The sequence below is a fragment of the Micromonospora sp. C31 genome (assembly GCF_018070575.1).
Lineage (GTDB): Bacteria > Actinomycetota > Actinomycetes > Mycobacteriales > Micromonosporaceae > Micromonospora.
This window is the reverse complement of record NZ_JAGPXN010000010.1, coordinates 144,780-167,804: the sequence shown is the minus strand read 5'-3', so window position 1 is coordinate 167,804 and position 23,025 is coordinate 144,780. Positions and strand designations below refer to the sequence as shown.

21 protein-coding genes are annotated in these 23,025 nt (G+C 73.5%); 6 read left to right on the top strand and 15 right to left on the bottom strand.

From position 1 onward, the window contains the following. Positions 1 to 52 precede the first annotated feature (52 nt). The 7 genes from KBX06_RS15850 to KBX06_RS15820 all read right to left on the bottom strand — a co-directional run bounded on the left by KBX06_RS15850 (position 53) and on the right by KBX06_RS15820 (position 6,161). Positions 53 to 847 (bottom strand): ABC transporter permease, encoded by a 795-nt coding sequence (locus KBX06_RS15850; protein WP_307854644.1) that lies wholly within the window; start codon positions 845 to 847, stop codon positions 53 to 55. Continuing rightward, entirely contained in the window at positions 844 to 1,761 is a 918-nt protein-coding gene (locus tag KBX06_RS15845) for an ABC transporter permease (RefSeq protein ID WP_210835635.1), read from the bottom strand. The genes KBX06_RS15850 and KBX06_RS15845 overlap by 4 nt, the downstream gene beginning before the upstream one ends. Before the next feature lie 35 nt (positions 1,762 to 1,796). Then, entirely contained in the window at positions 1,797 to 2,972 is a 1,176-nt protein-coding gene (locus KBX06_RS15840; RefSeq protein ID WP_210835469.1) for an ABC transporter ATP-binding protein, read from the bottom strand. Beyond that, positions 2,969 to 4,153 carry a spermidine/putrescine ABC transporter substrate-binding protein gene (locus KBX06_RS15835; RefSeq protein WP_210835464.1) on the bottom strand — a complete coding sequence of 395 codons (1,185 nt, stop codon included), beginning with the start codon at positions 4,151 to 4,153 and terminating at the stop codon, positions 2,969 to 2,971. The genes KBX06_RS15840 and KBX06_RS15835 overlap by 4 nt, the downstream gene beginning before the upstream one ends. A 395-nt stretch (positions 4,154 to 4,548) precedes the next feature. Further along, a complete protein-coding gene (locus KBX06_RS15830; RefSeq protein ID WP_210835462.1) occupies positions 4,549 to 4,749 on the bottom strand; it encodes a DUF397 domain-containing protein in 201 nt (66 codons plus the stop codon). Then, a complete protein-coding gene (locus tag KBX06_RS15825; RefSeq protein ID WP_210835460.1) occupies positions 4,740 to 5,507 on the bottom strand; it encodes a helix-turn-helix transcriptional regulator in 768 nt (255 codons plus the stop codon). Before KBX06_RS15825 ends, KBX06_RS15830 begins: the two co-directional genes overlap by 10 nt. Before the next feature lie 285 nt (positions 5,508 to 5,792). After that, positions 5,793 to 6,161: a DUF3499 domain-containing protein gene (locus KBX06_RS15820; RefSeq protein WP_210835458.1), complete on the bottom strand. Its 369-nt coding sequence runs from the start codon at positions 6,159 to 6,161 to the stop codon at positions 5,793 to 5,795. 152 nt (positions 6,162 to 6,313) lie between these two features. On the opposite strand from KBX06_RS15820, the gene KBX06_RS15815 reads away from it, so the two are divergent. Further along, positions 6,314 to 6,763 carry a metallopeptidase family protein gene (locus KBX06_RS15815; protein ID WP_089001916.1) on the top strand — a complete coding sequence of 150 codons (450 nt, stop codon included), beginning with the start codon at positions 6,314 to 6,316 and terminating at the stop codon, positions 6,761 to 6,763. Positions 6,764 to 6,824: 61 nt separating this feature from the next. On the opposite strand, the gene KBX06_RS15810 is transcribed toward KBX06_RS15815, so the two are convergent. From KBX06_RS15810 to KBX06_RS15800, 3 genes are all read right to left on the bottom strand, one after another. Next, positions 6,825 to 7,082, bottom strand: coding sequence for a WhiB family transcriptional regulator (locus KBX06_RS15810; RefSeq protein ID WP_088980572.1), 258 nt, complete (start codon positions 7,080 to 7,082; stop codon positions 6,825 to 6,827). A 707-nt stretch (positions 7,083 to 7,789) separates the two neighbouring features. Continuing rightward, a complete protein-coding gene (locus KBX06_RS15805) occupies positions 7,790 to 10,297 on the bottom strand; it encodes a bifunctional FO biosynthesis protein CofGH (RefSeq protein ID WP_210835456.1) in 2,508 nt (835 codons plus the stop codon). Positions 10,298 to 10,716: 419 nt separating this feature from the next. Then, positions 10,717 to 11,766 carry a hypothetical protein gene (locus tag KBX06_RS15800; RefSeq protein ID WP_210835455.1) on the bottom strand — a complete coding sequence of 350 codons (1,050 nt, stop codon included), beginning with the start codon at positions 11,764 to 11,766 and terminating at the stop codon, positions 10,717 to 10,719. 100 nt (positions 11,767 to 11,866) lie between these two features. On the opposite strand from KBX06_RS15800, the gene cofD reads away from it, so the two are divergent. Continuing rightward, on the top strand, positions 11,867 to 12,814 hold the full coding sequence (cofD, locus tag KBX06_RS15795) for a 2-phospho-L-lactate transferase (RefSeq protein ID WP_210835453.1): 948 nt from the start codon (positions 11,867 to 11,869) through the stop codon (positions 12,812 to 12,814). After that, a complete protein-coding gene (locus KBX06_RS15790; protein WP_210835452.1) occupies positions 12,811 to 13,899 on the top strand; it encodes a coenzyme F420-0:L-glutamate ligase in 1,089 nt (362 codons plus the stop codon). Before cofD ends, KBX06_RS15790 begins: the two co-directional genes overlap by 4 nt. A 105-nt stretch (positions 13,900 to 14,004) precedes the next feature. Here KBX06_RS15790 and KBX06_RS28375 read toward each other — a convergent pair whose 3' ends face one another. Both KBX06_RS28375 and KBX06_RS15780 read right to left on the bottom strand, forming a co-directional pair. Next, a complete protein-coding gene (locus tag KBX06_RS28375; protein WP_210835450.1) occupies positions 14,005 to 15,009 on the bottom strand; it encodes a helix-turn-helix transcriptional regulator in 1,005 nt (334 codons plus the stop codon). Positions 15,010 to 15,286: 277 nt separating this feature from the next. Continuing rightward, positions 15,287 to 16,321 (bottom strand): hypothetical protein, encoded by a 1,035-nt coding sequence (locus tag KBX06_RS15780; RefSeq protein ID WP_210835448.1) that lies wholly within the window; start codon positions 16,319 to 16,321, stop codon positions 15,287 to 15,289. A 159-nt stretch (positions 16,322 to 16,480) separates the two neighbouring features. Here KBX06_RS15780 and KBX06_RS15775 point away from each other — a divergent pair, with 159 nt between their 5' ends. Then, the gene (locus tag KBX06_RS15775; protein WP_374225644.1) at positions 16,481 to 17,071 is read left to right on the top strand and encodes an NUDIX hydrolase; all 591 of its coding nucleotides are present in this window, start codon (positions 16,481 to 16,483) and stop codon (positions 17,069 to 17,071) included. On the opposite strand, the gene KBX06_RS15770 is transcribed toward KBX06_RS15775, so the two are convergent. After that, on the bottom strand, positions 17,040 to 18,131 hold the full coding sequence (locus tag KBX06_RS15770) for a sugar phosphate nucleotidyltransferase (RefSeq protein ID WP_210835445.1): 1,092 nt from the start codon (positions 18,129 to 18,131) through the stop codon (positions 17,040 to 17,042). The two genes, KBX06_RS15775 and KBX06_RS15770, sit on opposite strands and share 32 nt — an antisense overlap. A gap of 61 nt (positions 18,132 to 18,192) precedes the next feature. After that, positions 18,193 to 19,338, bottom strand: a complete 1,146-nt coding sequence (locus KBX06_RS15765; protein ID WP_210835443.1) for a glycosyltransferase family 1 protein — start codon at positions 19,336 to 19,338, stop codon at positions 18,193 to 18,195. A 150-nt stretch (positions 19,339 to 19,488) separates the two neighbouring features. Here KBX06_RS15765 and KBX06_RS15760 point away from each other — a divergent pair, with 150 nt between their 5' ends. Both KBX06_RS15760 and heR read left to right on the top strand, forming a co-directional pair. Continuing rightward, a complete protein-coding gene (locus KBX06_RS15760) occupies positions 19,489 to 20,178 on the top strand; it encodes a TIGR03089 family protein (RefSeq protein WP_210835441.1) in 690 nt (229 codons plus the stop codon). A gap of 84 nt (positions 20,179 to 20,262) precedes the next feature. Continuing rightward, complete coding sequence (gene heR / locus KBX06_RS15755; RefSeq protein ID WP_210835439.1) at positions 20,263 to 21,030, top strand: heliorhodopsin HeR; 768 nt, start codon at positions 20,263 to 20,265, stop codon at positions 21,028 to 21,030. Here heR and KBX06_RS15750 read toward each other — a convergent pair. Beyond that, positions 21,006 to 23,024, bottom strand: coding sequence for an acetoacetate--CoA ligase (locus KBX06_RS15750; protein ID WP_210835438.1), 2,019 nt, complete (start codon positions 23,022 to 23,024; stop codon positions 21,006 to 21,008). The genes heR and KBX06_RS15750 overlap by 25 nt on opposite strands. Between the last annotated feature and the right edge of the window lies 1 nt (position 23,025).

The following is a 23,025-nucleotide window of genomic DNA, read 5'->3' as shown; positions in this document are numbered from 1 at the left end:
CCCGACACCGGGTCGGCGCAGCTCGACCCGGACCGCCCGGGGCTGCGGTGGGTCACGAAGTTCTTCTCGTTCGACGTCCCCGCAGGGTGGTGGCCAGGACCAGTAGGAGCGCGAGTACGAACATGGCGGTGCCGACCACGTTGACCTGCGGCGGGATGCCCCGCTGGGCGGCACCCCAGACGTACATGGGGAACGTGACGGTGGTGCCGGCGTTGAAGTTCGTGACGATGAAGTCGTCGAAGGACAGCGAGAAGGCGAGCAGCGCGGCGGCCACGATGCCGGGCAGCGCCAGCGGCAGGGTGACCCGCCGGAAGGTCTGCCACTCGCTCGCGTAGAGGTCCATGGCGGCCTCCTCCAGCCGGGAGTCCATCCCGGCCAGCCGCGCCCTGACGGTGACCACCACGAACGACACGCAGAACGTCACGTGCGCGACGACGATGCTCCAGAAGCCCTGCGGCACCCCGGCGGAGACGAAGAGGGCCAGCAGCGAGGTGCCCATCACCAGCTCGGGGGTGGCCATCGGCAGGAAGATCAGCACGTTGATCGCGGAACGGCCACGGAACCGGTGCCGTGCCAGCGCGAACGCCATCAGGGTGCCGAGCACCGTGGCGAGCACGGTGGCGATGAAGCCGATCTGGACGCTGCGCAGCACCGCGTCGCACATGTCGGAGGTGGCGCACGGGTTACGCCAGTTGTCGAGGGTGAACTCGGCGAAGTCGTACGACAGGCGGCTGGACGGGCGGTTGAAGGACAGGGCCGCCACCACCGCGATCGGCAGGAGGAGGTAGCCGAGCACCAGCAGCGCCACGCCCGTCACCCAGCGGTCGACCAGCCAGCGGGAGATCACCGGAGCATCTCCTCCGGGCCGGTCCGGCGCAGGTGGCCGAGGACCACCGCGAGGATCGCCGCCATCAGCAGGAACGACAGCGCCGCGCCCTGCGGGTGGTCCAGCCGGACCAGGAACGCCGAGTCGACGACGTTGCCGATCATGTACTCGTTGGGGGTGCCGAGCAGTTCGGCGTTGATGTAGTCGCCGCTGGCCGGGATGAAGAACAGCAGCGTGCCGGCGACCAGGCCGGGCATGGACAGCGGCAGCGTGACCCGGCGGAACGTCCGCAGCGGGCCGGCGTAGAGGTCGCCGGCCGCCTCCAGCAGCCGGGGGTCCAGCCGCTCCAGGCTCGCGTACAGCGGCAGCACCAGGAAGGGCAGGAAGTTGTACGTCAGGCCGAGCACCACCGCGACCGGGGTGGCGAGCAGCCGGCCGTCGGGGCCGAGCAGGTGCACGTCGCGCAGCAGCCCGACGAACCAGCCGTTGTCCGACAGGATGGTCTTCCACGCCAGCGTGCGCACCAGGAAGCTGGTGAACATCGGCGCGACCACGCAGACCAGCAGCAGGTTCCTCCACCGGCCGGCCTTCTGTGCGATGACGTACGCCAGCGGGTAGCCGGTCAGCAACGCCAGCACCAGCGCGGCGCCGGCGTAGCCGAAGGACCGCCCGAACTGCGGCCAGTACGCGGCGAGCGCGTCGGGGTAGTTGCCGAACGCCCAGGTCATCGCGTACCCGGTGGCGAGCGAGCCGGCGGGGTCGTAGAGGCTGGCGGCGGCGAGCTGCACCAGCGGCACCGCGAAGAAGAGCACCAGCCACGCCGCCGCGGGCAGCAGCAGCAGGTACGGCAGGAGGCGCTGCCGCCCGGACCGGTTGGGCGGCTGGGGTCCCGTCCGTCGGCCCGACCCTCCGGGCAGGTGCGCGGGCGGGCTCATGTCGTCGCGCCCGCCCGGCGGGCCGGTGTGCCCGATCACGAGGGTGTGCCCACCGGCTCGTTCCGCGCCGGTGTGCTCAGGTGGGCGTCGCCGGGCTCCCGGGACAGCAGGAAGGCGTGCCGCGGGTCCCAGTACGCCACCGCCCGCGCGCCCACCGGCAGCGGGCCGGTCGCTCCGCTGTTCGCGACGAAGGCCGTCAGCTCGCCGCCCCAGCCGGTACGGAGCAGGTACTGGGTGCTCACCCCCACGTAGGCGGCGTCGGTGACGACACCGGCGACGTGCTGGCACCCGGCGGGGACCTGGTCGGCGGAGTCGACCAGGTGCAGTTTCTCCGGGCGTACGCCCAGGTGGACCGGCCCCCGGTCGACGCGGGCCCGGCCGGCGGGCACCGAGAAGCGACGGCCGTGCGCCGACACCGCCACCTCGTTCCCGCCCCCGCCGGACGCCTCGCCGGTTAGCAGATTGGACTGGCCGAGGAAGTTCGCCACGAACGCCGTGGCCGGATACTCGTAGAGGTCGGCGGGGGCGCCGAGCTGCTCGATCCGCCCGACGTTCAGCACCGCGACGGTGTCGGCCATCGTCATGGCCTCTTCCTGGTCGTGGGTGACGTGCACGAACGTGCTGCCGACCTCGGCCTGGATCCGCTTGAGTTCGAGCTGCATCCGCCGGCGCAGCGTCAGGTCGAGCGCGCCGAGCGGCTCGTCCAGCAGCAGCACCTGCGGGCGGTTGACCAGGGCTCGGGCCAGTGCGACCCGCTGCTGTTGCCCGCCGGAGAGCTGGGCGGGGCGGCGGTGGCCGTGGTCGTCGAGTTGCACCAGCGCGAGCATGCCCATCACCTCGTCGTCGACGGAGCGGATGCCCCGTCGACGCAGGCCGAACGCGACGTTCTCGAAGACGTCCAGGTGCGGGAAGAGCGCATAGCTCTGGAAGACGGTGTTCACGGGCCGCTTGTACGGGCGCAGCCGGGTCACGTCCCGCTCGCCCAGCAGCACCTGCCCGCCGGTCGGCTCCTCCAGGCCGGCGATCATCCGCAGCGTGGTGGTCTTGCCGCAGCCGGACGGGCCGAGCAGGGCGAAGAACGAGCCCTGCGGGACGGTCAGGCTGAGGTCGTCGACCGCCGTGACGGCACCGAACCGCTTGGTGAGGTTGGCCAGTCGCAGGTCGCCGGCCGGGCCCTCGCGTCCCGCAGTCGTCCCGACCATCCCGCTCATGCCCCGATGACCTGCTGGAACTTGCCCTCGTACTCGCGTTCCTGCTGCTCGTCCAGCGCCATGAAGACCGTGGACCTGGCGAGCATGGCGTCGTCGGGGAAGATCAGCGGGTTGGCGGCCAGCGCCGGGTCGATCTTCTCCATCTCGGCCCGGGCGCCCCGCACGGGGCAGATGTAGTTGACGAACGCGGCGAGCCGGGCGGCGACCGCCGGGTCGTAGTAGTGGTCGACGAGCCGCTCGGCGTTGCCCTTGTGGCTGGCCCTGTTCGGCACCACCACGTTGTCCGACCAGATCATCGCGCCGGACTCGGGCACCACGAACCTGATCTTGTCGTCGTCGAAGCCGAGCTGGATGGCGTCGCCGGACCAGCCGATGCACGCGGCGATGTCGCCCCTGGCCAGCTCCGGCGCGTAGTCGTTGCCGGTGAACCTGCGGATCTGGCCGGCGTCGACGGCCTTCCTCAGCTTGGCGAGCGCGTCGTCGAACTGGGCGCCGGTGAAGTTCGCCGGGTCGTGGCCGTTCGACTGGAGCAGCAGGCCCATGGTGTCCCGCATCTCGGACAGCGCGGTCACCCTGCCCTTGAGGTCGGGGCGGGTGAGCAGTTCGTCGACCGTCCGGATCTCCCTGGTCACCCTGCCGTTGTAGGCGAGGCCGGCCAGGCCGGACTGCCACGGGACGGCGAGCTGGTTCTCGGGGTCGAAGGACCGGCCGCGCAGCGAGGGCAGCAGGTTGGCCTCGACGTTGGGCAGCTTCGACCTGTCCAGTTCCTGGAGCCAGCCGAGCCGGATCATCCGCGCCGCCATCCAGTCGCTGAGGACCATGATGTCCCGCCCGGTCGGCTGGCACCCCGCGAGCTGGTTCCGCACCTTGCCGAAGAACTCGTTGTTGTCGTTGATGTCCTCGGTGTACGTGACCCGGATGCCGCTCTCGGCGACGAACGCGTCCAGGGTCGGCCGCTTGGACCCGTCGGCGTCGTCCACGTCCATGTACTGCGGCCAGTTCGAGAACGTCAGCGTCCTCTCGGTGCCGGACAGGTCCTCGCTGACGCAGCCGGCCGCCGTCTGGGTGGCGGCCCTGGTGCCGCAGCCGGCCAGCGAGCCACCCGCCGCCAGCAGCGCCGCCGAGCCGAGTGCGCCGGTCAGCAGCCCGCGCCGGGTGAGGGGCCGGACGGGAGTTCGCATGTGACGACTCCTTGCGCGTTCGTCGGCGGTCGGGCGGGGTGACCTGCCGGCGAGGGGTCAGGTGCGGTGAACGACAGATCTTGGCATGCGCCGACGGCGACGACGGACGGCGGGTCCGTGTCCGACAACGCCGCCGGATCACGGCGGCGACGGCGGTGTTGTCTGCTTGTCCCGATACCCCACGGGTATTTTTATGCCACACCGGTATCAGCGCTCCGGCGGCATGGTCCGGCCGCTCCAGGCGCCTTCCACGTCTTCCATCGCCAGGACGCCCCCGCGAGCCCAACGGTCAAGGGCCACCTGGTCACCGCTACACCGTGACGTCGATCAGACGAGACCACAGTCGCCTGAGCTGAAGCTGCGCGGACAGACGTGCAGCCTGCGGCACCGCCCGATCAGCCGGCGCGCCCGTGGCGGCCGGTCGATCCGACGAACGCCCGCCAGGCGTCCGGCGCGAAGGTGAGGACACCGCCAGCGCGGTCCTTGCTGTCCCGCACGAGCACCCGACCGGGCAGGTTGTCGGCCACCTCGACGCAGTCGCCACCGTTGTTGCTGCTGCGGGACGCGGTGCGCCAGCGGGCGTCGGTCAGGTCCATCCCGTCGCCACCTCCCTGATCAGCTCGATCGACCGGCGTCGCGGCAGTGCCTCGCCCGCGACGCTCTCCCATCTGGCGCCCAGGCTAGCAATGTCGGCACTCTCCGTCACCACCTGACCGCGAAGCTGGTTGTCCACATAGGCCGTCTCGGCGCCGTCGGGCAGGCGGATCAGCACGAACGCCCCGGCGAGACCGGTGTGCCACGGCACCTCGGCGGGGATCACCCGGACCTGCACGTGCTCCTGCGCGGCGACCGCCAGCAGGTGGGCCAACTGCCCGGCCATCACCGCCCGGTCCCCCACCCGCCGACGCAGCACCACCTCGTCGATCACGACGACGAGCTGGGGCGGGGCGTCCCGGGCCAGGACGGCCTGCCGGGCCAGCCGGCCGCCGACGATCTCGTCCACCTCGGCCGCCGGGAGCAGGCCGCCGGTCGCCAAGACCGCGCGGGCGTACGCCTCGGTCTGGAGCAGGCCCGGCACGAGCGAGGGCTGGTACGACCGGATGGTGACGGCGTCCTGTTCCAGTTCCGCCCACGGCCGGAACCACGGCAGGTCGCGGCGGCGGAACGGCTCGGGCCACAGCTCGGCGGCGTCGCACCCCAGGATCTCGGCGACGGCGAGGCGCGTCCTGGGATGCGGTATCCGACCCGAGGCGAGCCATCGCCCCGCCGTCTTCGGGTCGACGCCCACCTTCTCCGCCAACGACTCGGCCGTCTCACCCTTCTCGGCCATCGCCACCCGCAGCACCTCGCTCACCCGCCAGCCCCTCCGCACCCTGCCGCTCCGTCACGCTGTGGCGCACGATAACCACGCTTCGTGCTGCCGCCTGCGGCCTGTCGGCTTGTCGGGGCGGGACGTGTTTCGCTCACCTCAGGTGTGCCGGGAGGGTCCGGGAAGGGCCCCGGAAGTGTCCGAACAGGCCACTCCGCCCTGGGCGCATGGATGGGGCAGCTCGACAGCGCGCAGATGGTGTGGTCGCGGCGGCAGGCCCAGCGGGCCGCACTCGCCCCATGCCCCGGCGCAGCCGTGCGCCTCAGCGGATCAGTGGTTCGGGGGGATGACGCGCAGGTGACCTCGACGGCCCGTCTGGGGGGTCGATTTGGTGGCCTGGTCGTCCTCGGGCGGGCGCGGGGCCACCGGGCGGGCGGCCTCGCGAACGGCCTCGGCGAGGGCGACCAGGTCGTCGGTGGTGGGCGGCGGGGGCTCGAACTCGCCCTCGTGCCGGACCACGTCCCAGCCGCGCGGAGCCGTCAGGCTCCGGGCGTGCGGTTCGCACAGGTCGTACGTGTGCGGCTCGGCGAACGCCGCCAACGGGCCGACCACCGCTGTCGACTCGTTGTAGACATAGGTCAGCGTGGCGACCGCTTGCCGGGGGCAGCCGTTACGGGAGCAGCGCCGTGGTGACCTCACGGCGGCAGGGTATCCCCATTACCGGGTTCGGCGCACTGCTTCGCGTTGCGACACGCCCGTCACGGTGATCACAATTCGGCCGGGGTGTCCGCGCCGCGCCGCGCCGCTGCCGCTGCCGCAGGCGGGGTCGGTGCGGGCGCTAACCTTTCCTCATGACGAGCCCGGAACACCGCCGCCCCGGCCCCGGCCGGCGCGCTCACCGCGACCGGCACGGCCGCGGCCTGCGCGGGCGGCTGGTGCCGGCGACGGTGCCGTTGGCGCGCACGAAGGCGGAGATCTTCGACGACCTGGTGCTGGACACGGTCGAGACCCTCGAACGGCGGTTCGCCAAGGAACTGGCCGGGGTCGAGTTCGCGGTGGAGGACGTCCCGCCGGACCTCAACGTCTACGACTCCGACGTGCTGGAGGACGGCGAGGTGCCGCTCGCCCGGCTGCTGCCCGGCCGGCCGGGCCGGCAGGAGGTGCCCCCGCGGATCGTGCTCTACCGCCGGCCGTTGGAGTTCCGTGCGATGGACCGCGAGGACCTCGCAGATCTCGTGCACGACGTGATCATCGAGCAGGTGGCCAATCTGCTCGGGGTGGACCCCGACGAGTTGGCCTGAGCCGGGCTGCCCCCACCTTTGCCTGAGCCGGGCGGCCCCCACCGCCCTGGCCCGGCAGCGCTCAGGCGACCCGCCGCTTGAGCTTGCGCCGCTCCCGCTCCGAGAGCCCGCCCCAGATCCCGAATCGCTCGTCGTGGCCGAGAGCGTATTCGAGGCATTCCGTCTTCACCTCGCAGCGCGAGCAGATCCGCTTCGCCTCGCGGGTCGAGCCGCCCTTCTCGGGAAAGAACGCCTCCGGGTCGGTCTGGGAGCAAAGCGCCCGCTCCTGCCACTCCGGCGCGTTTCCGAGCAGGTCGGCCACCTCAAGCTGGCCGTCCATCAGATGCCTCCTTGTCGCGCACCGGCGTCATCGCCGCTGCAACCCCCCACGCGGAAGGCGTGCTTGTCCGTACGGTCACGATTTGTTGCGTTCCGCGCGAACAACCCCATTCAAATTACACGCGTGTAATGCGTGCGCCGTCAAGCCGGACTTGATAATGGAGTCGCCCTCCCGACAACACTCCGGACGGCCACCCGACCGCCCGGCCCCGCAACCTGCCCTATCGATTCAGACCCCGGCCGAGTAACGCCCTCTCCGGCGAGTTGCCCGAGTTTTCTCCGGTGGCGCCTTCCCGCGGACCCCACGGGACAGGTCGATGAGGAGCCTCGAAAGTCACCCACCACGATAGGTTGATCTTGGTGGGGCACAGGTTAACCCGAGTTGGCGCGGACCGCCCGCCGAGCCCGGGGCACCGACGGCGCCGTGCCCACGATGTGGACGCGGCGCGGCAGCGCGCCTCGCCACCACGCTCCCCGGCAGCCGCCGACACGCTGCTGCGCCGGAGGTTCCCGGCGATCGGTCCACTCGCGACGAAAAACCCGTCGATCGGCAGGGTACGTCCCACCAGGCGGTACGGGGGTGGCCGGCGGGCCCGGCCCACCGGCCGCGCGGCACACCCGCTCTGTTGTGGACGGTGGCACACCCGTCGATGTCCACCCCGACCGGCCAGGGCGGTCCGCAACTGCGGCCCCCGGACGTCGGCCGGGCTAGGGTCGCGGGCTGCCGTACGCGGTCGTGCGCCTGCGGGCCGGTCGACCGGCGGCCGCCGCCATGGCGATCAACTGCTCCTCGGTGCGCGCCGAGCCGTTGCCGGAGCCGGCCATCCGGGAGATCGTCTCCTCCATCAGCGTGCCGCCCAGGTCGTTGCAGCCGCCCCGGAGCATCTCCGCCGTGCCCTCGTCGCCGAGCTTCACCCACGAGCACTGGATGTTGTCGATCCGGTTGTGCAGCAGCAGCCGCGCCATCGCGTGCACGACCCGGTTCTCCCGCCACGTCGGCCCCGGGCGGGCGATGCCGGCCAGGTAGATCGGCGCGTTCGTGTGCACGAACGGCAGCGCCACGAACTCGGTGAACCCGCCCGTACGGTCCTGCAACCCGGCCAGCACCCGGAAGTGCGCGAGCCACTGTGCCGGGTGGTCCACGTGGCCGTACATCATGGTGGAGCTGGACCGGATGCCCAGCTCGTGGGCCGTGCCGACCACGTCGACCCAGGCGGCGGCCGGCAGCTTGCCCTTGGTGAGCACCCAGCGCACGTCGTCGTCGAGGATCTCGGCGGCGGTGCCCGGGATGGTGTCCAGCCCGGCCTCGCGCAGCCCGGTCAGCCACTCCCGCACCGACACGCCGGCCTTGGCGGCGGCGGTGACGATCTCCATCGGCGAGAACGCGTGCACGTGCATCCCCGGCACCCGCGCCTTGATCGCCCGGACCAGGTCGGCATAGACGGTCACCGGCAGCTTCGGATCGATCCCGCCCTGGAGGCAGACCTCGCTGGCGCCGGCCGCCCATGCCTCCTCGGCCCGGTCGGCGACCTGCTCCACCGAGAGCCGGTACGCGTCGGCGTCCCGCTCCCGCTGCGCGAAGGCGCAGAAACGGCAGCCGACATAGCAGACGTTGCTGAAGTTGATGTTGCGGTTCACGACGTACGTCACGTCGTCGCCGACCGCCGCCCGGCGCACGTCGTCGGCGAGCCGGCACAGCTCGTCGAGCGCCGGCCCGTCGGCGGCGAACAGCGCCAGCGCCGCGTCGGCGTGCCTCGGCTCCAGCAGCGCGGCCGGATCGTCGGCCGCCAGCCGCAGCCCGGCCCGCAGGTCGCCGTCGGTCCCGCCCCCGCCGCCGGCGGTGACCTTGCCGGCCACCTCGGCCCAGTCGCCGTAGACGTGGTCGAAGTCGCCGCGCCGGTCACCCGTCCGCCCGGTGGTGTCGATGGTGGCGTACAGGTCGGTCCGCCCGCCGTACGTCTCGTCGGGCTCCTGCCAGGGGCGGCCCACCGGCCGGGCCTCCTCGACGGCCAGCCCCGTCGCCGGGTCGGCCAGCGCGCCGACGTGCGGCAGCAGGCGCGGGTCCAGCCACGGGTCGCCGGCCCGCACGTACTCGGGGTAGATCGTCAGCCGCTCGCGCAGGGTGAAGCCGGACTTCTCCGTGTGCTCGGCCAACTCGTCGATCTGCGGCCAGGGGCGTTCCGGGTTCACGTGGTCCGGGGTCAGCGGGGAGACCCCGCCCCAGTCGTCGATGCCGGCGCGCAGCAGCAGGTCGTACTCGCCGGCGATGAGGTTCGGCGGGGCCTGGATCCGGGCCTTCGGCCCGAGCAGCACCCGGGTCACCGCCACCGTGGCGGCCAGGTCGTGCAACTCGGCGTCGGGCATCCCGCGCATCGCCGTGTCCGGCTTCGCGCGGAAGTTCTGCACGATCACCTCCTGGAGGTGGCCGTACTCGCGGTGCGCCCGGCGGATCGCGAAGATCGCGTCGACCCGCTCCCCGGGCGTCTCGCCGATGCCGATCAGGATGCCCGTGGTGAACGGCACGCCCACGCGGCCCGCGTCGTCGAGCACCCGCAGCCGGACCGCCGGCTCCTTGTCGGGCGAGCCGAAGTGCGGGCCGCCGGGCTCCGACCAGAGCCGCGTCGCCGTGGTCTCCAGCATCATCCCCATGCTGGGCGCGACGGGCTTGAGCCGCTGCAACTCCGACCAGGACAGCACGCCCGGATTAAGGTGGGGCAGCAGCCCGGTCTCCTCCAGCACCGCCACCGCACAGGCGCGCAGATAGTCCAGAGTGGAGTCGTAGCCACGCTCGTCCAGCCACTGCCGGGCCGCCGGCCAGCGCTCCTCCGGCCGGTCACCCAGCGTGAAAAGGGCCTCCTTGCAGCCCTGCGCCGCGCCCGCCCGCGCGATGGCGAGGACCTCGTCCCGGTCGAGGAAGGCCGCCGGCAGCCGGTGCGGCACCGTCGCGAAGGTGCAGTAGTGGCAGCGGTCCCGGCACAGCCGGGTGAGGGGGATGAAGACCTTCTTCGAGTACGTGACCACGCCCGGCCGCCCCGCCTCGCGCAGGCCGGCGTCGCGGACGGCACCCGCCACGTCGAGCAGTTCGTCCAGCGCCGCGCTCCGGGCGGCCAGCAACGCGCTGGCCTCGTCGACGTCGAGCGTCCGCCCGGTCGCGGCCCGGTGCAGTGCCCGCCGCACGCTCGCGTCGGTCGGGCCGGGCACGGTGCGATCAACCATCCGCCCAGCCTAGGCGCTCATCCGCCCCGTTCCGCCCCACCCACCCGGCCCACCACGTGAACATGGGCGCCCCGCACCCACCCTCGCCACCGTGCTGAGCGCACCCCCGTCCCGCCCCCGTCCCGCCAACCAGCCCCTCGCGACGCTGACCCTCTCCTCGCCGTTCCGGCCAGCCCCTCGCCGGCGCTGCCCGACGAACCAGCGGTGATCAGGACGTCATGTACCTGAAACGGGCCGGGATACGTCCATGGCGTCCTGATCACCGGGGTACGGCAAGCGGAGGCGGGCGCTCGGGGTGGAGTGGGTGGGCACGGCGAACGGTGGGATGGAGTGGCTGGGCGCGGCGGGCTGGGCGCGGCGGGTGGAACGGCGAGCGCCCCGCACGGCGTGCGGGGCGCTCGGGTGGGACGTGGCCTCGATCAGCGGGGGGCGTCGGGGGTGTCGCCAGGGTTGATGCGCTGGGTGCGGTCGGTCTCGTCGCCGGTGGGACGCGGGATCGCCTCGGTGTGCTCGGTGTGCTCGACGGGCTGGCGCGGGATCGCCTGGGTCGGGTCGGCCGAGGGCGGCGGACCGAACGGCGGCGCGGGCTGCGGCTGGCCGAACGGCGGCGCGGACTGCGGCTGACCGAACGGCGGCGCGGACTGCGGCGCGGGAGCGGCCGGCGGCGCCGACCGCGGCGCCGGGGGCGCGGACTGCGGCTGGCCGAACGGCGGCGCGGACTGCGGCGCGGGAGCGGCCGGGGGCGCCGACTGCGGCGCCGGAGCGAACGGCGAGCCCTGCTGCGGGCCACCGGCGAACGGCGCGGGCTGCTGACCGTACGGAGCGCCGTAGGGGCCCGGCGCCTGCCAGCCACCCTGCTGACCGGGCATCTGCTGACCGGGGACGTGCTGACCCGGGACCTGCTGACCGGGGGCGGGGTAGCCGCCCTGCTGCTGGGGCCACCCGGGCTGCGGCTGGCCGTACATGCCGGGCTGGGGCTTCGGCTTGGGCACGTGGTAGAGGGTGCGCCAGATCTTGAACACGACGTACGCGGCGACCGCGAAGAGCGCCAGCCAGGCCACGCGGCTGAGCAGGCCCAGGAAGGCGTCGAGGATCTCGCCCTCGGCCAGCCGGTCGACCGTCCAGAAGAGGAAGGTCAGCCCGCCGAACAGCGCACTGACGGCGTACTCGCCCAGGGCGACCTGGGTGATCAGCTTCGCCTTCGGCACCGGGGGCTTCACGTGCGTGACGAGCAGTACGGCCAGCAGGGGCAGGAACACCGACTCGAGGCCGATGAAGGCGTAGAAGGCGTTGCCCGCCCGACCGCCGAACGTGCTGTACTCGGTCGGCGTCACCAGCCGGATCAGGCCGACGAAGAGGAACACGGCGTTGGCGCCGAGGAGCACGAACGCGGCGAGTTCACGTAGCGGCCTGGTCAGCTGGCTGGCCTGCGTCGCGTCGGTGGACGCGGGCTCGGCGGGGCTGGTCAACGGGATCCCCCTCGGGGCGAATGCGGACGGTTGCCGACGTGAGCCTAGTCTCCCGGCCCACGGGCCGACCGGAGGCGGCCCGTGCGCGAGGATGGTCGGCATGCGCATCGTGGTTCTGACGGGTGGCATCGGAGGCGCTCGTTTCCTGGTCGGCGTGCGGGCGTACGCCCGCGAGGTCGGCGCCGAGGTGACCGCCGTGGTCAACGTCGGTGACGACCTGCTCCTGCACGGGCTCAAGGTCTGTCCCGACCTGGACAGCGTGATGTACACGCTGGGTGGCGGCGCCGACCCGGAGCGGGGCTGGGGGCGCGTCGGCGAGAGCTGGACGGTCAAGCAGGAGCTGGCCGCGTACGGCGCCCAGCCCACCTGGTTCGGGCTCGGCGACAAGGACATCGCCACCCACCTGGTGCGCACCACGATGGTCAACGCCGGTTACCCGCTGCACGCGGTCACCGAGGCGCTCGCCGATCGCTGGCAGCCCGGCGTACGCCTGCTGCCGGCGACCGACGACCGGCTGGAGACGCACGTGGTGGTGGAGCTCGACGGCGGCCAGCGGGCGATCCACTTCCAGGAGTGGTGGGTGCGCCACCGCGGCGACGTCCCCACCCACCGGTTCGTCTTCGTCGGCGCGGAGACCGCCCGGCCCGCGCCCGGCGTGGCGGAGGCGATCGCCGGGGCCGACGTGGTGCTCGTCGCGCCGAGCAACCCGGTGGTGAGCATCGCCCCGGTCCTGGCCGTGCCCGGGCTGCGCGAGGCGGTCGCCGACGGTCCCGCCCCGGTGGTGGGCGTGTCGCCGATCATCGGCGGCGCACCGGTGCGCGGCATGGCCGACCGCTGCCTGGCGGTGCTGGGGGTGGAGTGCAGCGCGGCCGGCGTGGGCCGGCTCTACGGAGGCCGGCCGGCCGGCGGGCTGCTCGACGGCTGGCTGGTCGCCGAGGAGGACGCCGGCAGCGTGGTGCCGGAGGTGACCGTCCGCGCGGCGCCGCTGCGGATGACCGACGAGGCGGCGACGGCGGCCATGGTCCGCGCCGCGCTGGAGCTGACGTGAGGCTGGAGATCCTGCCGGTGCCGGGCATCGGCCACGTGTCCGAGGGCGACGACCTGGCGGCGCTGATCGCCACCGCCGCGCCCTGGCTGCGCGACGGCGACGTGCTGGTGGTGACCAGCAAGATCGTTTCGAAGGCGGAGGGGCGTCTCGTCGACGTCCCGGCGGACGGGCCGGAGCGGCTCGCCGCGCGCGACGAGGTGCTGGCCGCCGAGACGGCACGGGTGGTGGCCACCCGGGGCGCCACCCGCATCGTGCAGACCCACCACGGCTTCGTGATGGCGTCGGCCGGCATCGACGCCTCGAACGTCGACAAGACCCGGCTGGTGCTGCTCCCCGAGGACCCGGACGCCTCGGCCCGGGCGCTGCGTGCCGCCCTGCGCGAGCGCCACGGCGTGGACGTCGCGGTGATCGTCAGCGACACGATGGGCCGGCCGTGGCGCAACGGGCTGACCGACGTGGCGCTCGGCGTCGCCGGGATGGACGCGATCCGCGACCACCGGGGCGAGGTCGACCCGTACGGCAACGAGCTCCAGCTCACCCAGATGGCGGTGGTGGACGAGCTGGCCGGAGCGGGCGAGCTGATCAAGGGCAAGTGTGACCAGATGCCGGTGGCGGTGGTGCGCGGCTACCTGACCGCCCCCCGGCCGGACGACGGCGTCGGCGCGTCGGCGCTGGTCCGGGACGCCTCGATGGACCTCTTCTCGCTGGGCACCGCCGAGGCGAGGGCCGCCGGGCTGGCCGCCGCCGCCACCCTGCCGGACGGCCCCGACGCGACCCCGCCCGACCCCGAGGCCGTACGCCGGGCGATCGACGCGGTCGCGGGCGTGGTCACGCCCGGCACGGTCTTCAGCCTGGTCGCCGACGAGGAGGCCCGCGCCGGACTGACCGACCGGGTGCCCGGCTGGCCGGCGGAGGCGACGACGCTGGTGCTCGGCTCCCCGGCGACCCCGGCCGGCCCGACCGACCTGGTCCGCTTCGGCGCCGACATGCAACGCCTCCGCACCGCCCTGGCGGCCGAGGGCGTCGCCTCCCTGCTGCTTCCCCCGCCCCCCGGCACCACCGCCAGCGCCGCCCTGGCCCTGTGACGGAGTCCGGCCCAGTGACGGGCGCCCTGGCCGCGTGACGGCGCCCTGACCGCGGACGGCGCCCTGGCCGCGTGACGGTGCCCGGGTGGGCGCGGGCGGCGGCGCTCAGGAGTTGAGCATCGCCCGCCCCAACGGGGTCAGGGTGTGCAGGACGGTGTTGCGGTCGCGCTGGCTGACCAGGAGGCCGGCGTTGCGCAGCACGGTGGTGTGCTGGCTCGCGGCGGCAGCCGAGATGTTGAGCCGACGGGCCACCTCGCCGGTGGTGCAGCCGTCGTCGCTGGCCGCCAGCACGGCGGCCCGGGTGCGGCCGAGCAGCGCGGCCAGCGCCTCCCGCCCGGGATCCGACGCGCCGGGGCCGCCGCCCTCGCCGGGGGCCGGCAGCAGGCCGCCGAGCCGGTCCACCGGGTAGACCAGGACCGGGGGCAGCTCCGGGTCGAGCAGGGCGACCGGGGTGGCCGCGCAGAAGAACGACGGCACCAGCAGCAGCCCACGCCCGCCCAGGTGCAGCTCCCGGCTGTGCGGGTAGTCGCGGATCTCCAGCACTCCGGACTCCCAGCGCATGGCGGGCCGCAGGCTGCCCAGCAGCCCCTCCACCCCACCGTCGAGCAGCGCCCGGGCCCGTCGGGCACGGTCGGCCTCCACCGCCGCCTGGATCCGGGTCCAGTACGGGTCGATCGCCAGGCCGCGGTAGCGCTCCATCGCGCCGGTCAGGCCGCGCAGCGTGTCCGGCTCCCCCCGGGCCAGCGCCCCGGCGCCGACCGGCAGCGGGCTGCCGGCGGCGAGCAGTGCCAGGTCGCGTTGCAGCAGCGCCACGGGGGTGTTGCGGACCGCCTCCATGCCGGCCTCGAACCCCGACACGCTCTCGTACGGGGTGAGGAAGTCGGGGAAGTAGCCGCGGGGCGGGTTGAGCGTCAGGAGGAGCCGCAGCCCCGCCGAGTCGCTGCCCTCGCGCAGCCCGCGTGTCACGCTACGCCGCCAACCCGCCAGCAGCGGGTCCCGGCCACGGCCGGGCAGCAGGTGCAGGCTTAGAACCAGCTCCCACACCGGATCCGCCGCCGGGGCCACCCGGGTCCGGAGGATGTCCTCGGCGGAAAAGTAGATCTTCAGCATGGACGGCTCCCGCGTCGCCCGGCAGGGGGATGCCTGGCAACCGTTTGCACTGTACCCGGCCGGCACTTATCTCCGTCTTTAAGCGTGGGCTGAAAGACCTCGACGCCCCCCGGGGCCGTTGGGCATGCTTCCACATGCCCGCGCACGGGGGCGGGTGCGTAACCCCGCTCCGAACCGGGCGCCCGGGGGGCGGGGAAGACCGGCGGCCGGGCGACATCACGAGGGTCTGCGGCCTTGCTCCGCGGAGGTGTCGCCCGTTCGCCGGTTCCACCGCCGGTCAACCGACCCAGAGCGCCACCCGATGGTCCTCGTCGGTGACGTAGAAGCTCTGACCACCCCACTCGGCCACCCCCTCCACGTGGTGGAACGGCGCCAGGTCGGCCACCAGCTCACCGGGGACCAGGTGCCCGTCGCCGGGTGCGGAAAACCGGACGTGCCGGGAGGTGACCTCGCCGCCGGCCGGGTGGTCGTCGAGCAGCACCGAGCCCTTGCCCAGCGCGTCGATGGACCCGACGATCGCCGCGTAGCCGCCGTCGTCCGTGGGCGTGATCGCCCGGAAGCCGGCCAGCGCGCCGGGCGGCGTCACCCCGGTCAGGACGTACGCCCCCGACGCCTGCGGCCAGCTCGGCACGGGATCGAACATGTTCGGCACACCGGTCAGCTCGACCAGGATCGGCTCACCGTCGGCGGTGACCGGGAAGCGCAACCCGAGCAGGACCCCGCCGGTCGGCGTGAAGGCCGCCGCCTCGACGTTCATCGGCAGGTCGTCGGCGACGAGCCGGCTGACCCAGCCCTTGGACCGGGCGGTGCCCCGGGCGACGGTCTCCCCGATGAACCGGGCCCGCACCCGCTCGCCGGGCGGCAGCGGAGTGAACGCCGCCTTGAGCAGGGCGTCGTTGACCGCCCGGTGCAGCCGGAACCGGTTGCGGACCACCTGCACCGGCACCGGGCCCGCCGCCGCGTCGTCCTCGCGGAACCGGGCCACGAAGGCGCGTCGCGGGCGCAGCGGCCCCGCCTTCGAGCCGAAGTGGGAACCGAAGACGTACACCCAGCCGTCGTGGTGGGCGAGCGCCTCGCCGTCCTCCGTACGGCCGTTCTCCGCCCCGGCGTCGGCGGCCACGTGGTGGGCGACCCAGCGGCCGTCGTCCAGCTCCAGCAGCAGGGCCAGGCAGTGCTCCACCGGCCCCTCGTCCAGCACGGTCCAGAAGCCGCGCCGGGCACCGTGCGCCCGCAGCAGCGGCGCGGAGCGCACCGGCAGCAGGTCGCTGGCCTCGTTGCCGGCCACGACGAACTCCAACAGTCGCAGGGTCACCCGGCCAGGGTACGAAGCGTCGGCTCGTACAGTGTCGGCATGGCCGACTCCCCCACCACCGGCACCCGACCGTCCCCCGACGCGAAGGCGCAGACCGCGCCGGACGCCGAGGCGGATCAGGCGCGGCACGCCGAGGCGCACCCGGCGCCGCAGGCCGGGGTGGATCAGGCGCGGCACGCCGGGGTGCACACGGCGCTGCACGCCGACGCCGTCGTGACGCTGAGCCGCTGGGAGCCGACCGGCCCGGCCGCCGCCGAGGCCCGGGACCGCACCCTGGCGTTGCTGGCCGCCGGGCCGGTGGCGATGAGCCGGGCGCACCGGCCCGGGCACGTCACGGCGAGCGCGCTGGTGCTCGACGCCACCGGGTCACGGGTGCTGCTCTGCCTGCACGGCAAGTTCCGGCGCTGGGTGCAGCTCGGCGGGCACTGCGAGCCGGCCGACCGGACCCTCGCCGCCGCCGCCCTGCGGGAGGCGGGCGAGGAGTCCGGCATCGCCGGCCTGCGGATCGACCCGGTGCCGATCGACGTCGACATCCACCCCGTGAGCTGCCAGGGCGGCTCGCTGCACCACGACGTACGCTTCGCCGTGCTCGCCCCGCCCGGGGCGGTGGAGCGGGTCAGCGAGGAGTCCGAGGCGCTGGGCTGGTTCCCGCCGGACCGGCTGCCGGAGCCGCTGGCCGGCGGGACGGCGCACCTGGTCGCCCCGGCCCTGGCGACGCTCAGACGAGCCCCTCTTCGCCCCGTTCCTTGAGTTCGTCGACGACCTTCTTGACGTCCTGCGCCCGGTCCCGGGGGCAGACCAGCAGCGCGTCCGGCGTGTCGACGATGATCAGGTCGTGTACGCCGACGGCGGCCACCAGCCGGCCGGAGTGGGACACCACCACGAGTCCGCCGCTGTCGCGCAGCAGCACCCCCGGCTTGGCGTCGGCGCCGAGCACCACGTTGCCGTCCGCGTCGGCGGGCAGCACCTCGCCCAGGGTGTGGAAGTCGCCGACGTCGTTCCAGCCGAAGTCGCCCGGCACGGTCGCCACCCGGCCGGCGGTCGCCGCGCCCTCCATCACCGCGTAGTCGACGGAGATCTTCGGCAGCGTCGGCCAGATGGTGCCGAGCACGCCGTCCTGCTCCTCGGTGCCCCACGCGTCGGCGATCGCGACGATCCCGGCGTGCAGGGCGGGCTGCTGGCGGGCCAGCTCGGCGAGGAACACGTCGACCCGCCAGACGAACATGCTGGCGTTCCAGAGGTGCCGCCCGGAGCGCAGGTACGCCTCGGCCACCTCCGCGCTCGGCTTCTCTTTGAACTCGGCGACCGGTCGCAGCGGGCCGCCGTCGACCGGGTCGCCGGTCTGGAGGTAGCCGTAGCCGGTCTCGGCCCGCGTCGGGGTGATGCCGACCGTCATGAGCAGACCCTGCTCGGCGCCGCGTACCGCCTCCCGGACCACCTGCCGCCAGCGTTGCGGGTCACCGATCAGGTGGTCGGCGGCGAAGGAGCCCATCACCGCCTCCGGCTCGCGCCGCGCGATGACCGCGGCGGCCAGGGCGATCGCCGCGCACGAGTCCCGGGGCGACGGCTCGACCAGGATGTTCTCCTCCGGCACTCCGCCGAGCTGGCGCGCGACCGCCGCCACGTGCGCGGTCCCGGTGACCACCAGGGTGCGCTCGGCGGTGGTCAGCGGGCCCAGCCGGTCCACCGTCGCCTGGAGCAGCGAGGCGGCGGAGCCGGTCAGCGGGTGGAGGAACTTGGGATGGCCGGCGCGGGACAGCGGCCACAACCTCGTGCCACTGCCACCCGCCGGGATGACGGCGTAGATCACCCGCACATCATGCCCGATTCGCCTGAACGGGGACGCATTCTCGCGCCGCCGGTCGCGGCGGTCAGGACCGGGCCCGGCTCCAGGCGGCGATGTGCACCTCGGCGCTGGACTCCCAGGTGAACTCCTTGGCCCGGTCGAAACCGGCCTTGGCCAGGGACAACCGCCGCTGCTCGTCGTCGAGCAGCGCGGCCAGGTCGGTGGCGATCTGATCGGGCGCCTCGCTGGTGTACGCGACCGCGTCGCCGCCCACCTCCGGCAGCGACAGCCGGGGCGTGGTGAGCACCGGGGCGGCGCACGCCATCGCCTCCAGGATGGGCAGGCCGAAACCCTCCCCGTAGGACGGGTAGGCGGCCACCAGGGCGCCGCCGAGGAAGCCGGGCAGGTCCGCGTAGCGGAGGTAGCCCGGGCGCAGCAGCCGCAGGTGCGACGGTACCTCCGCCACCGCGCGGTCGATGTCGTCGTCGTGCCCCTGGCCGCCGGCGATCACCAGGGCCGGCGGATCCTCCCGCTCAGCCACGGCGCGGGCCCAGCCGCGGATCAGGTTCGGCACGTTCTTACGCGGCTCCTTGGCACCCAGGAAGGCCACGTAGTTGGTGCCGCCGAGCCCCAGCCGGGCCCGGACCCGGGCCTTCTCCTCGTCGCTGGGCGCGTGGAAGGCGGCGTGGTCGACGCCGTGGTAGGCGACGTCGATCCGGGTGGGGTCGGCGTCGAGCAGCCGGATCAGCTCGTCGCGGGTGGCCTTGCTCGGCACGATCACCCGGCTGGCGCGGCGCAGGGACGTCTTGATCGCGCTGCGGAAGAAGGTGCGCCGCGACTTGTCGTAGTGCTCCGGCTCGGTGAAGAACGTCGCGTCGTGCACGGTCACCGTGACCGGGCAGCCGGCGCGCAGCGGGCAGGTGTAGAACGGCGAGTGCAGCACCTGCGCGCCCACCTGCTGGGCGAGCAGCGGCAGGCCGGTCTGCTCCCAGGCGAGCCGGGCGGGGCGGTGCGCCACGGCGGCCGGGGCCGGGACGATCTCCGCGCCGGGCAGCATCCGGGCGTAGCGCTCCAGGTCGGTGCGGAGGCAGACGACGGCCAGTTCCACCCCCGAACCGCACACCTTGCCGAGGGCGCCGAGCAGGCCGTCGACGTATCGACCGACACCGCCACGGTCGACGGGGACACTCGTGGCGTCGATGAGCACGCGGGGCGGGCGGCCGGCGGTCACGGGGCGACTCCTTGAACTGACGGGCCTGTGGGGAACGACACTCCGGCAAGCCTACGCCGGAGCCCGGCGCCGACGCTGACTGCGACCCGACGGTACGCCGACTTGTCGCCGTCATCGAGTACGGCCGCCGGGGGCGTATCGTTCGCGCCGATGGCCGACAACATTGCCCGGGTCTTCGCCGACGCGATCGCGACCGACCCGACCAGACCGCTGCTGACCTGGTACGACGACGCCACGGGAGAGCGCACCGAGCTCTCCGGCGCCACGCTGGCGAACTGGGTGGCCAAGACGGCGAACCTGCTCGTCGACGAGGTGCGCGTGGGCCCCGGCGACGTCGCCGGGGTGGTGCTGCCCCCGCACTGGCAGACCGCCGCGGTGCTGCTCGGCTGCTGGTCGGCCGGGCTCACCGTCGCCGACACGCCGGGCGACGTGGACGTGCTCTTCGTCGCCGCGGCGCGGCTCGACGAGGCGGACGCCTGGTCGGCCGGCGAACGCTACGTCCTCGCCCTCGACCCGTTCGCCCTGCCGATGCGCCAGGTGCCGGCCGGCCTCGCCGACTACGTGTCGGAGGTACGCGCCCACGGCGACCACTTCAGCCCGTACGCCGCCGGCGGCCCGGGCGAGGCGAAGCTGCTGGGCCGCGCGACCGCCCGCGCGACGGAGCTGGGCATCGCGCCCGGCGACCGGGTCCTGATCGACACCGGCGCCTACCCCGACCCGGTCGACTGGCTGCTCGCCCCGCTGACGGTCGGCGCCACCGCGGTCCTCTGCGCCAACGCCGACCCGGCCCGCCTGCCCTCGCGGGCCACCACGGAACGCGTGACCCGCTCTCTTCGCTGACCCCGCTCTCGCGGGCACCTCGAACCCGTGAGCAGAGCCGCCATCTGGCAACGAACGGACATTCCGGGCTCTATGGTGGCGCACATGGGACGCCCAACAGCGGCAGGCCGCGATCGCTACCGTCGGCTGCGCGGATTCAACGTGCTCGTCGGTCTGATCCTGGCCGTCGAGGGCGGTTGGATGTGGGCCGCCAGCAACGACCTGTCCCTGCCGATCACCGCGTCGTACCTGACGGCCGACCCGACGACGCTGCGCGACGCCACGCTCCCGGAGGTGGCCTTCCGACTCGCCATCGGCCCGGCGGTGGCGGTCTTCCTGCTCCTCGCCGCGCTCGACCATCTCGTCACCGCGGCCCCGGGCGTGCACCCCTGGTACGCACGCAACCTGGATCGCCGCAGCAACTACGCCCGCTGGATCGAGTACTCGGTCAGCGCCTCGATCATGATCGTCCTGATCGGGCTGTTCGTGGGTATCCGCGATCTCGCGGCGGTCATCGGGATCTTCGGCGCGAACACCGCGATGATCCTGTTCGGCCTGCTGATGGAGCGGCAGCAGGTGCCGGGACGCGCCGACTGGAGCGCCTTCTGGTTCGGTTCGCTGGTCGGCCTGGCCCCCTGGGCGGCGATCGCCGTCTACGTCGCCCAGCCGCCGGAGATCCCCGGCTTCGTCTGGGCGATCATCGTCATCCAGTTCCTCCTCTTCGCGAGCTTCGCGCTCAACATGGCACTGCAGTACGCCCAGCGCGGTCGATGGCGTGACTACCGCTACGGCGAGGTCTCGTACATCCTGCTCAGTCTCGTGGCCAAGTCCGCGCTGGCCTGGCTCATCTACGCCAACGTGCTGCGCACCTGACCACGGTGCTCGGCGAGGGTGGCGAAGGCCGTCAGGGACTCCGGGTTGGCCAGGGCGCCCCGGGCCGCCGCCGAGTCCACCGGGGTGCCGGTGAGGATCTTCTTCACCGGGACCTCCAGCTTCTTGGCCGACAGGGTGCGCGGGACGGCCCGCACCTGGTGGATCTCGTCCGGCACGTGCCGGGGCGACAGGGCGGTACGCAGCTCGCGGCAGATCTTCTTCCGCATCGCGTCGTCCAGCTCCAGGCCTTCGGCGAGCACCACGAACAGCAGCAGCTCCCCGGCGCCGCCCTCGTCGTCCTCCAGGTGCACGACCACCGAGTCGACGACCTCGTCGAGCCCTTCGACCACCGAGTAGAACTCGGCGGTGCCCAGCCGTACGCCGCCCCGGTTCAGGGTGGCGTCGGAGCGGCCCGTGATCACGCAGCCGCCCCGTTCGTTGATGGTGATCCAGTCGCCGTGCCGCCAGACGCCCGGGTAGAGGTCGAAGTACGCCTCCCGGTAGCGGCTGCCGTCGGCGTCGTTCCAGAAGCCCACCGGCATGCTCGGCATCGGCTCGGTGATCACCAGCTCGCCCAGCTCGCCGACGACCGGGGTGCCGTCGGCCGACCGGGCCTCCACCTTGGCGCCGAGCGCCCGGCAGGTGATCTCCCCGGCGTGCACCGCCAGCAGCGGCACACCCCCGACGAAGCCGGTGCAGACGTCCGTGCCGCCGGAGAGCGACTGGAGCTGGAGGTCGTCGCCGACCGTCTCGTACACCCAGGTGAAGCCCTCGGCGGGCAGCGGCGCGCCGGTCGAGCCGACCCCGCGCAGCGCGGAGAGGTCGGCGATCTCCCTCGGCACCAGCCCGGCCTTGCGGCAGGCCAGCAGGAACGGCGCGGACGTGCCGAAGTACGTGGTGCCGGTCTCCTCCGCCAGCCGCCACAGCGCGCCCAGGTCGGGGTGGCCCGGGTTGCCGTCGAAGAGCACGATCGCCGCACCCACCGCCGGCCCGGAGACCAGGAAGTTCCACATCATCCAGCCGGTGGTGGTGAACCAGAAGAACCGGTCCGCCGGGCCCAGGTCGTGGTGCAGGGCCAGCATCTTCAGGTGCTCCAGCAGGATGCCGCCGTGGCCGTGCACGATCGGCTTCGGCAGCCCGGTGGTGCCGGAGGAGTAGAGCACGTAGAGCGGGTGGTCGAAGGCGACCGGGGTGAACGTGAGCGGCTCGTCGGTGCCGGCGGCCAGCTCCGACCAGGCCAGCGCGCCCTCGAACGCGGCCGGCGTGCCGTCCGTGGCGTCACCCGCCGGATCCGCGGCCTGGTCGAGGTAGGCGATGCCGACGGTGTGCTCCAGCGACGGCAGGGCGGCCCGGATCGCGGCCACCTCGGCCCGCCGGTCGACCGGCTTCCCGCCGTAGCGGTAGCCGTCCACGGCGACCAGGACCTTCGGCTCGATCTGCTGCCACCGGTCGGTGACGCTGCGGGTGCCGAACTCCGGCGCGCAGGAGGAGAAGACCGCGCCCAGGCTGCTGGTGGCGAGCAGCAACACGTACGTCTCGGGGATGTTGGGCGCGTAGGCTGCGACCCGGTCGCCGGCGGTGACGCCGAGCCGGCGCAGCCCGGCGGCCACCCGGCGCACCTGCTCGCGCAGCTCGGCGGCGGTGAGGGTGACCGGCGCCCGGGTCTGGCCGTGCGCGACGACCACCGGGTCGTCGTCGGCCCGGCCCGGCATCCGCAGCACGTTCTCGGCGTAGTTGAGGGTGGCGCCGGGGAACCACCTGGCCCCGGGCATCCCGCGGTCGCTCAGCGTGGCGGTCGGCGGGGTGTGCGCGACCACCTCGAAGTGGTCCCAGACCGACCGCCAGAACGCGTCGAGGTCCGTCACGGACCAGCGCCACAGCTCGTCGTAGTCGGCGAAGTCCAGCCCCCGGTGCTCACGCAGCCAGCGCAGGAAGCTCCCGATCCGGGACCGCTCGCGTACGTCCGCCGGCGGCGCCCACAGCACGTCACCCACT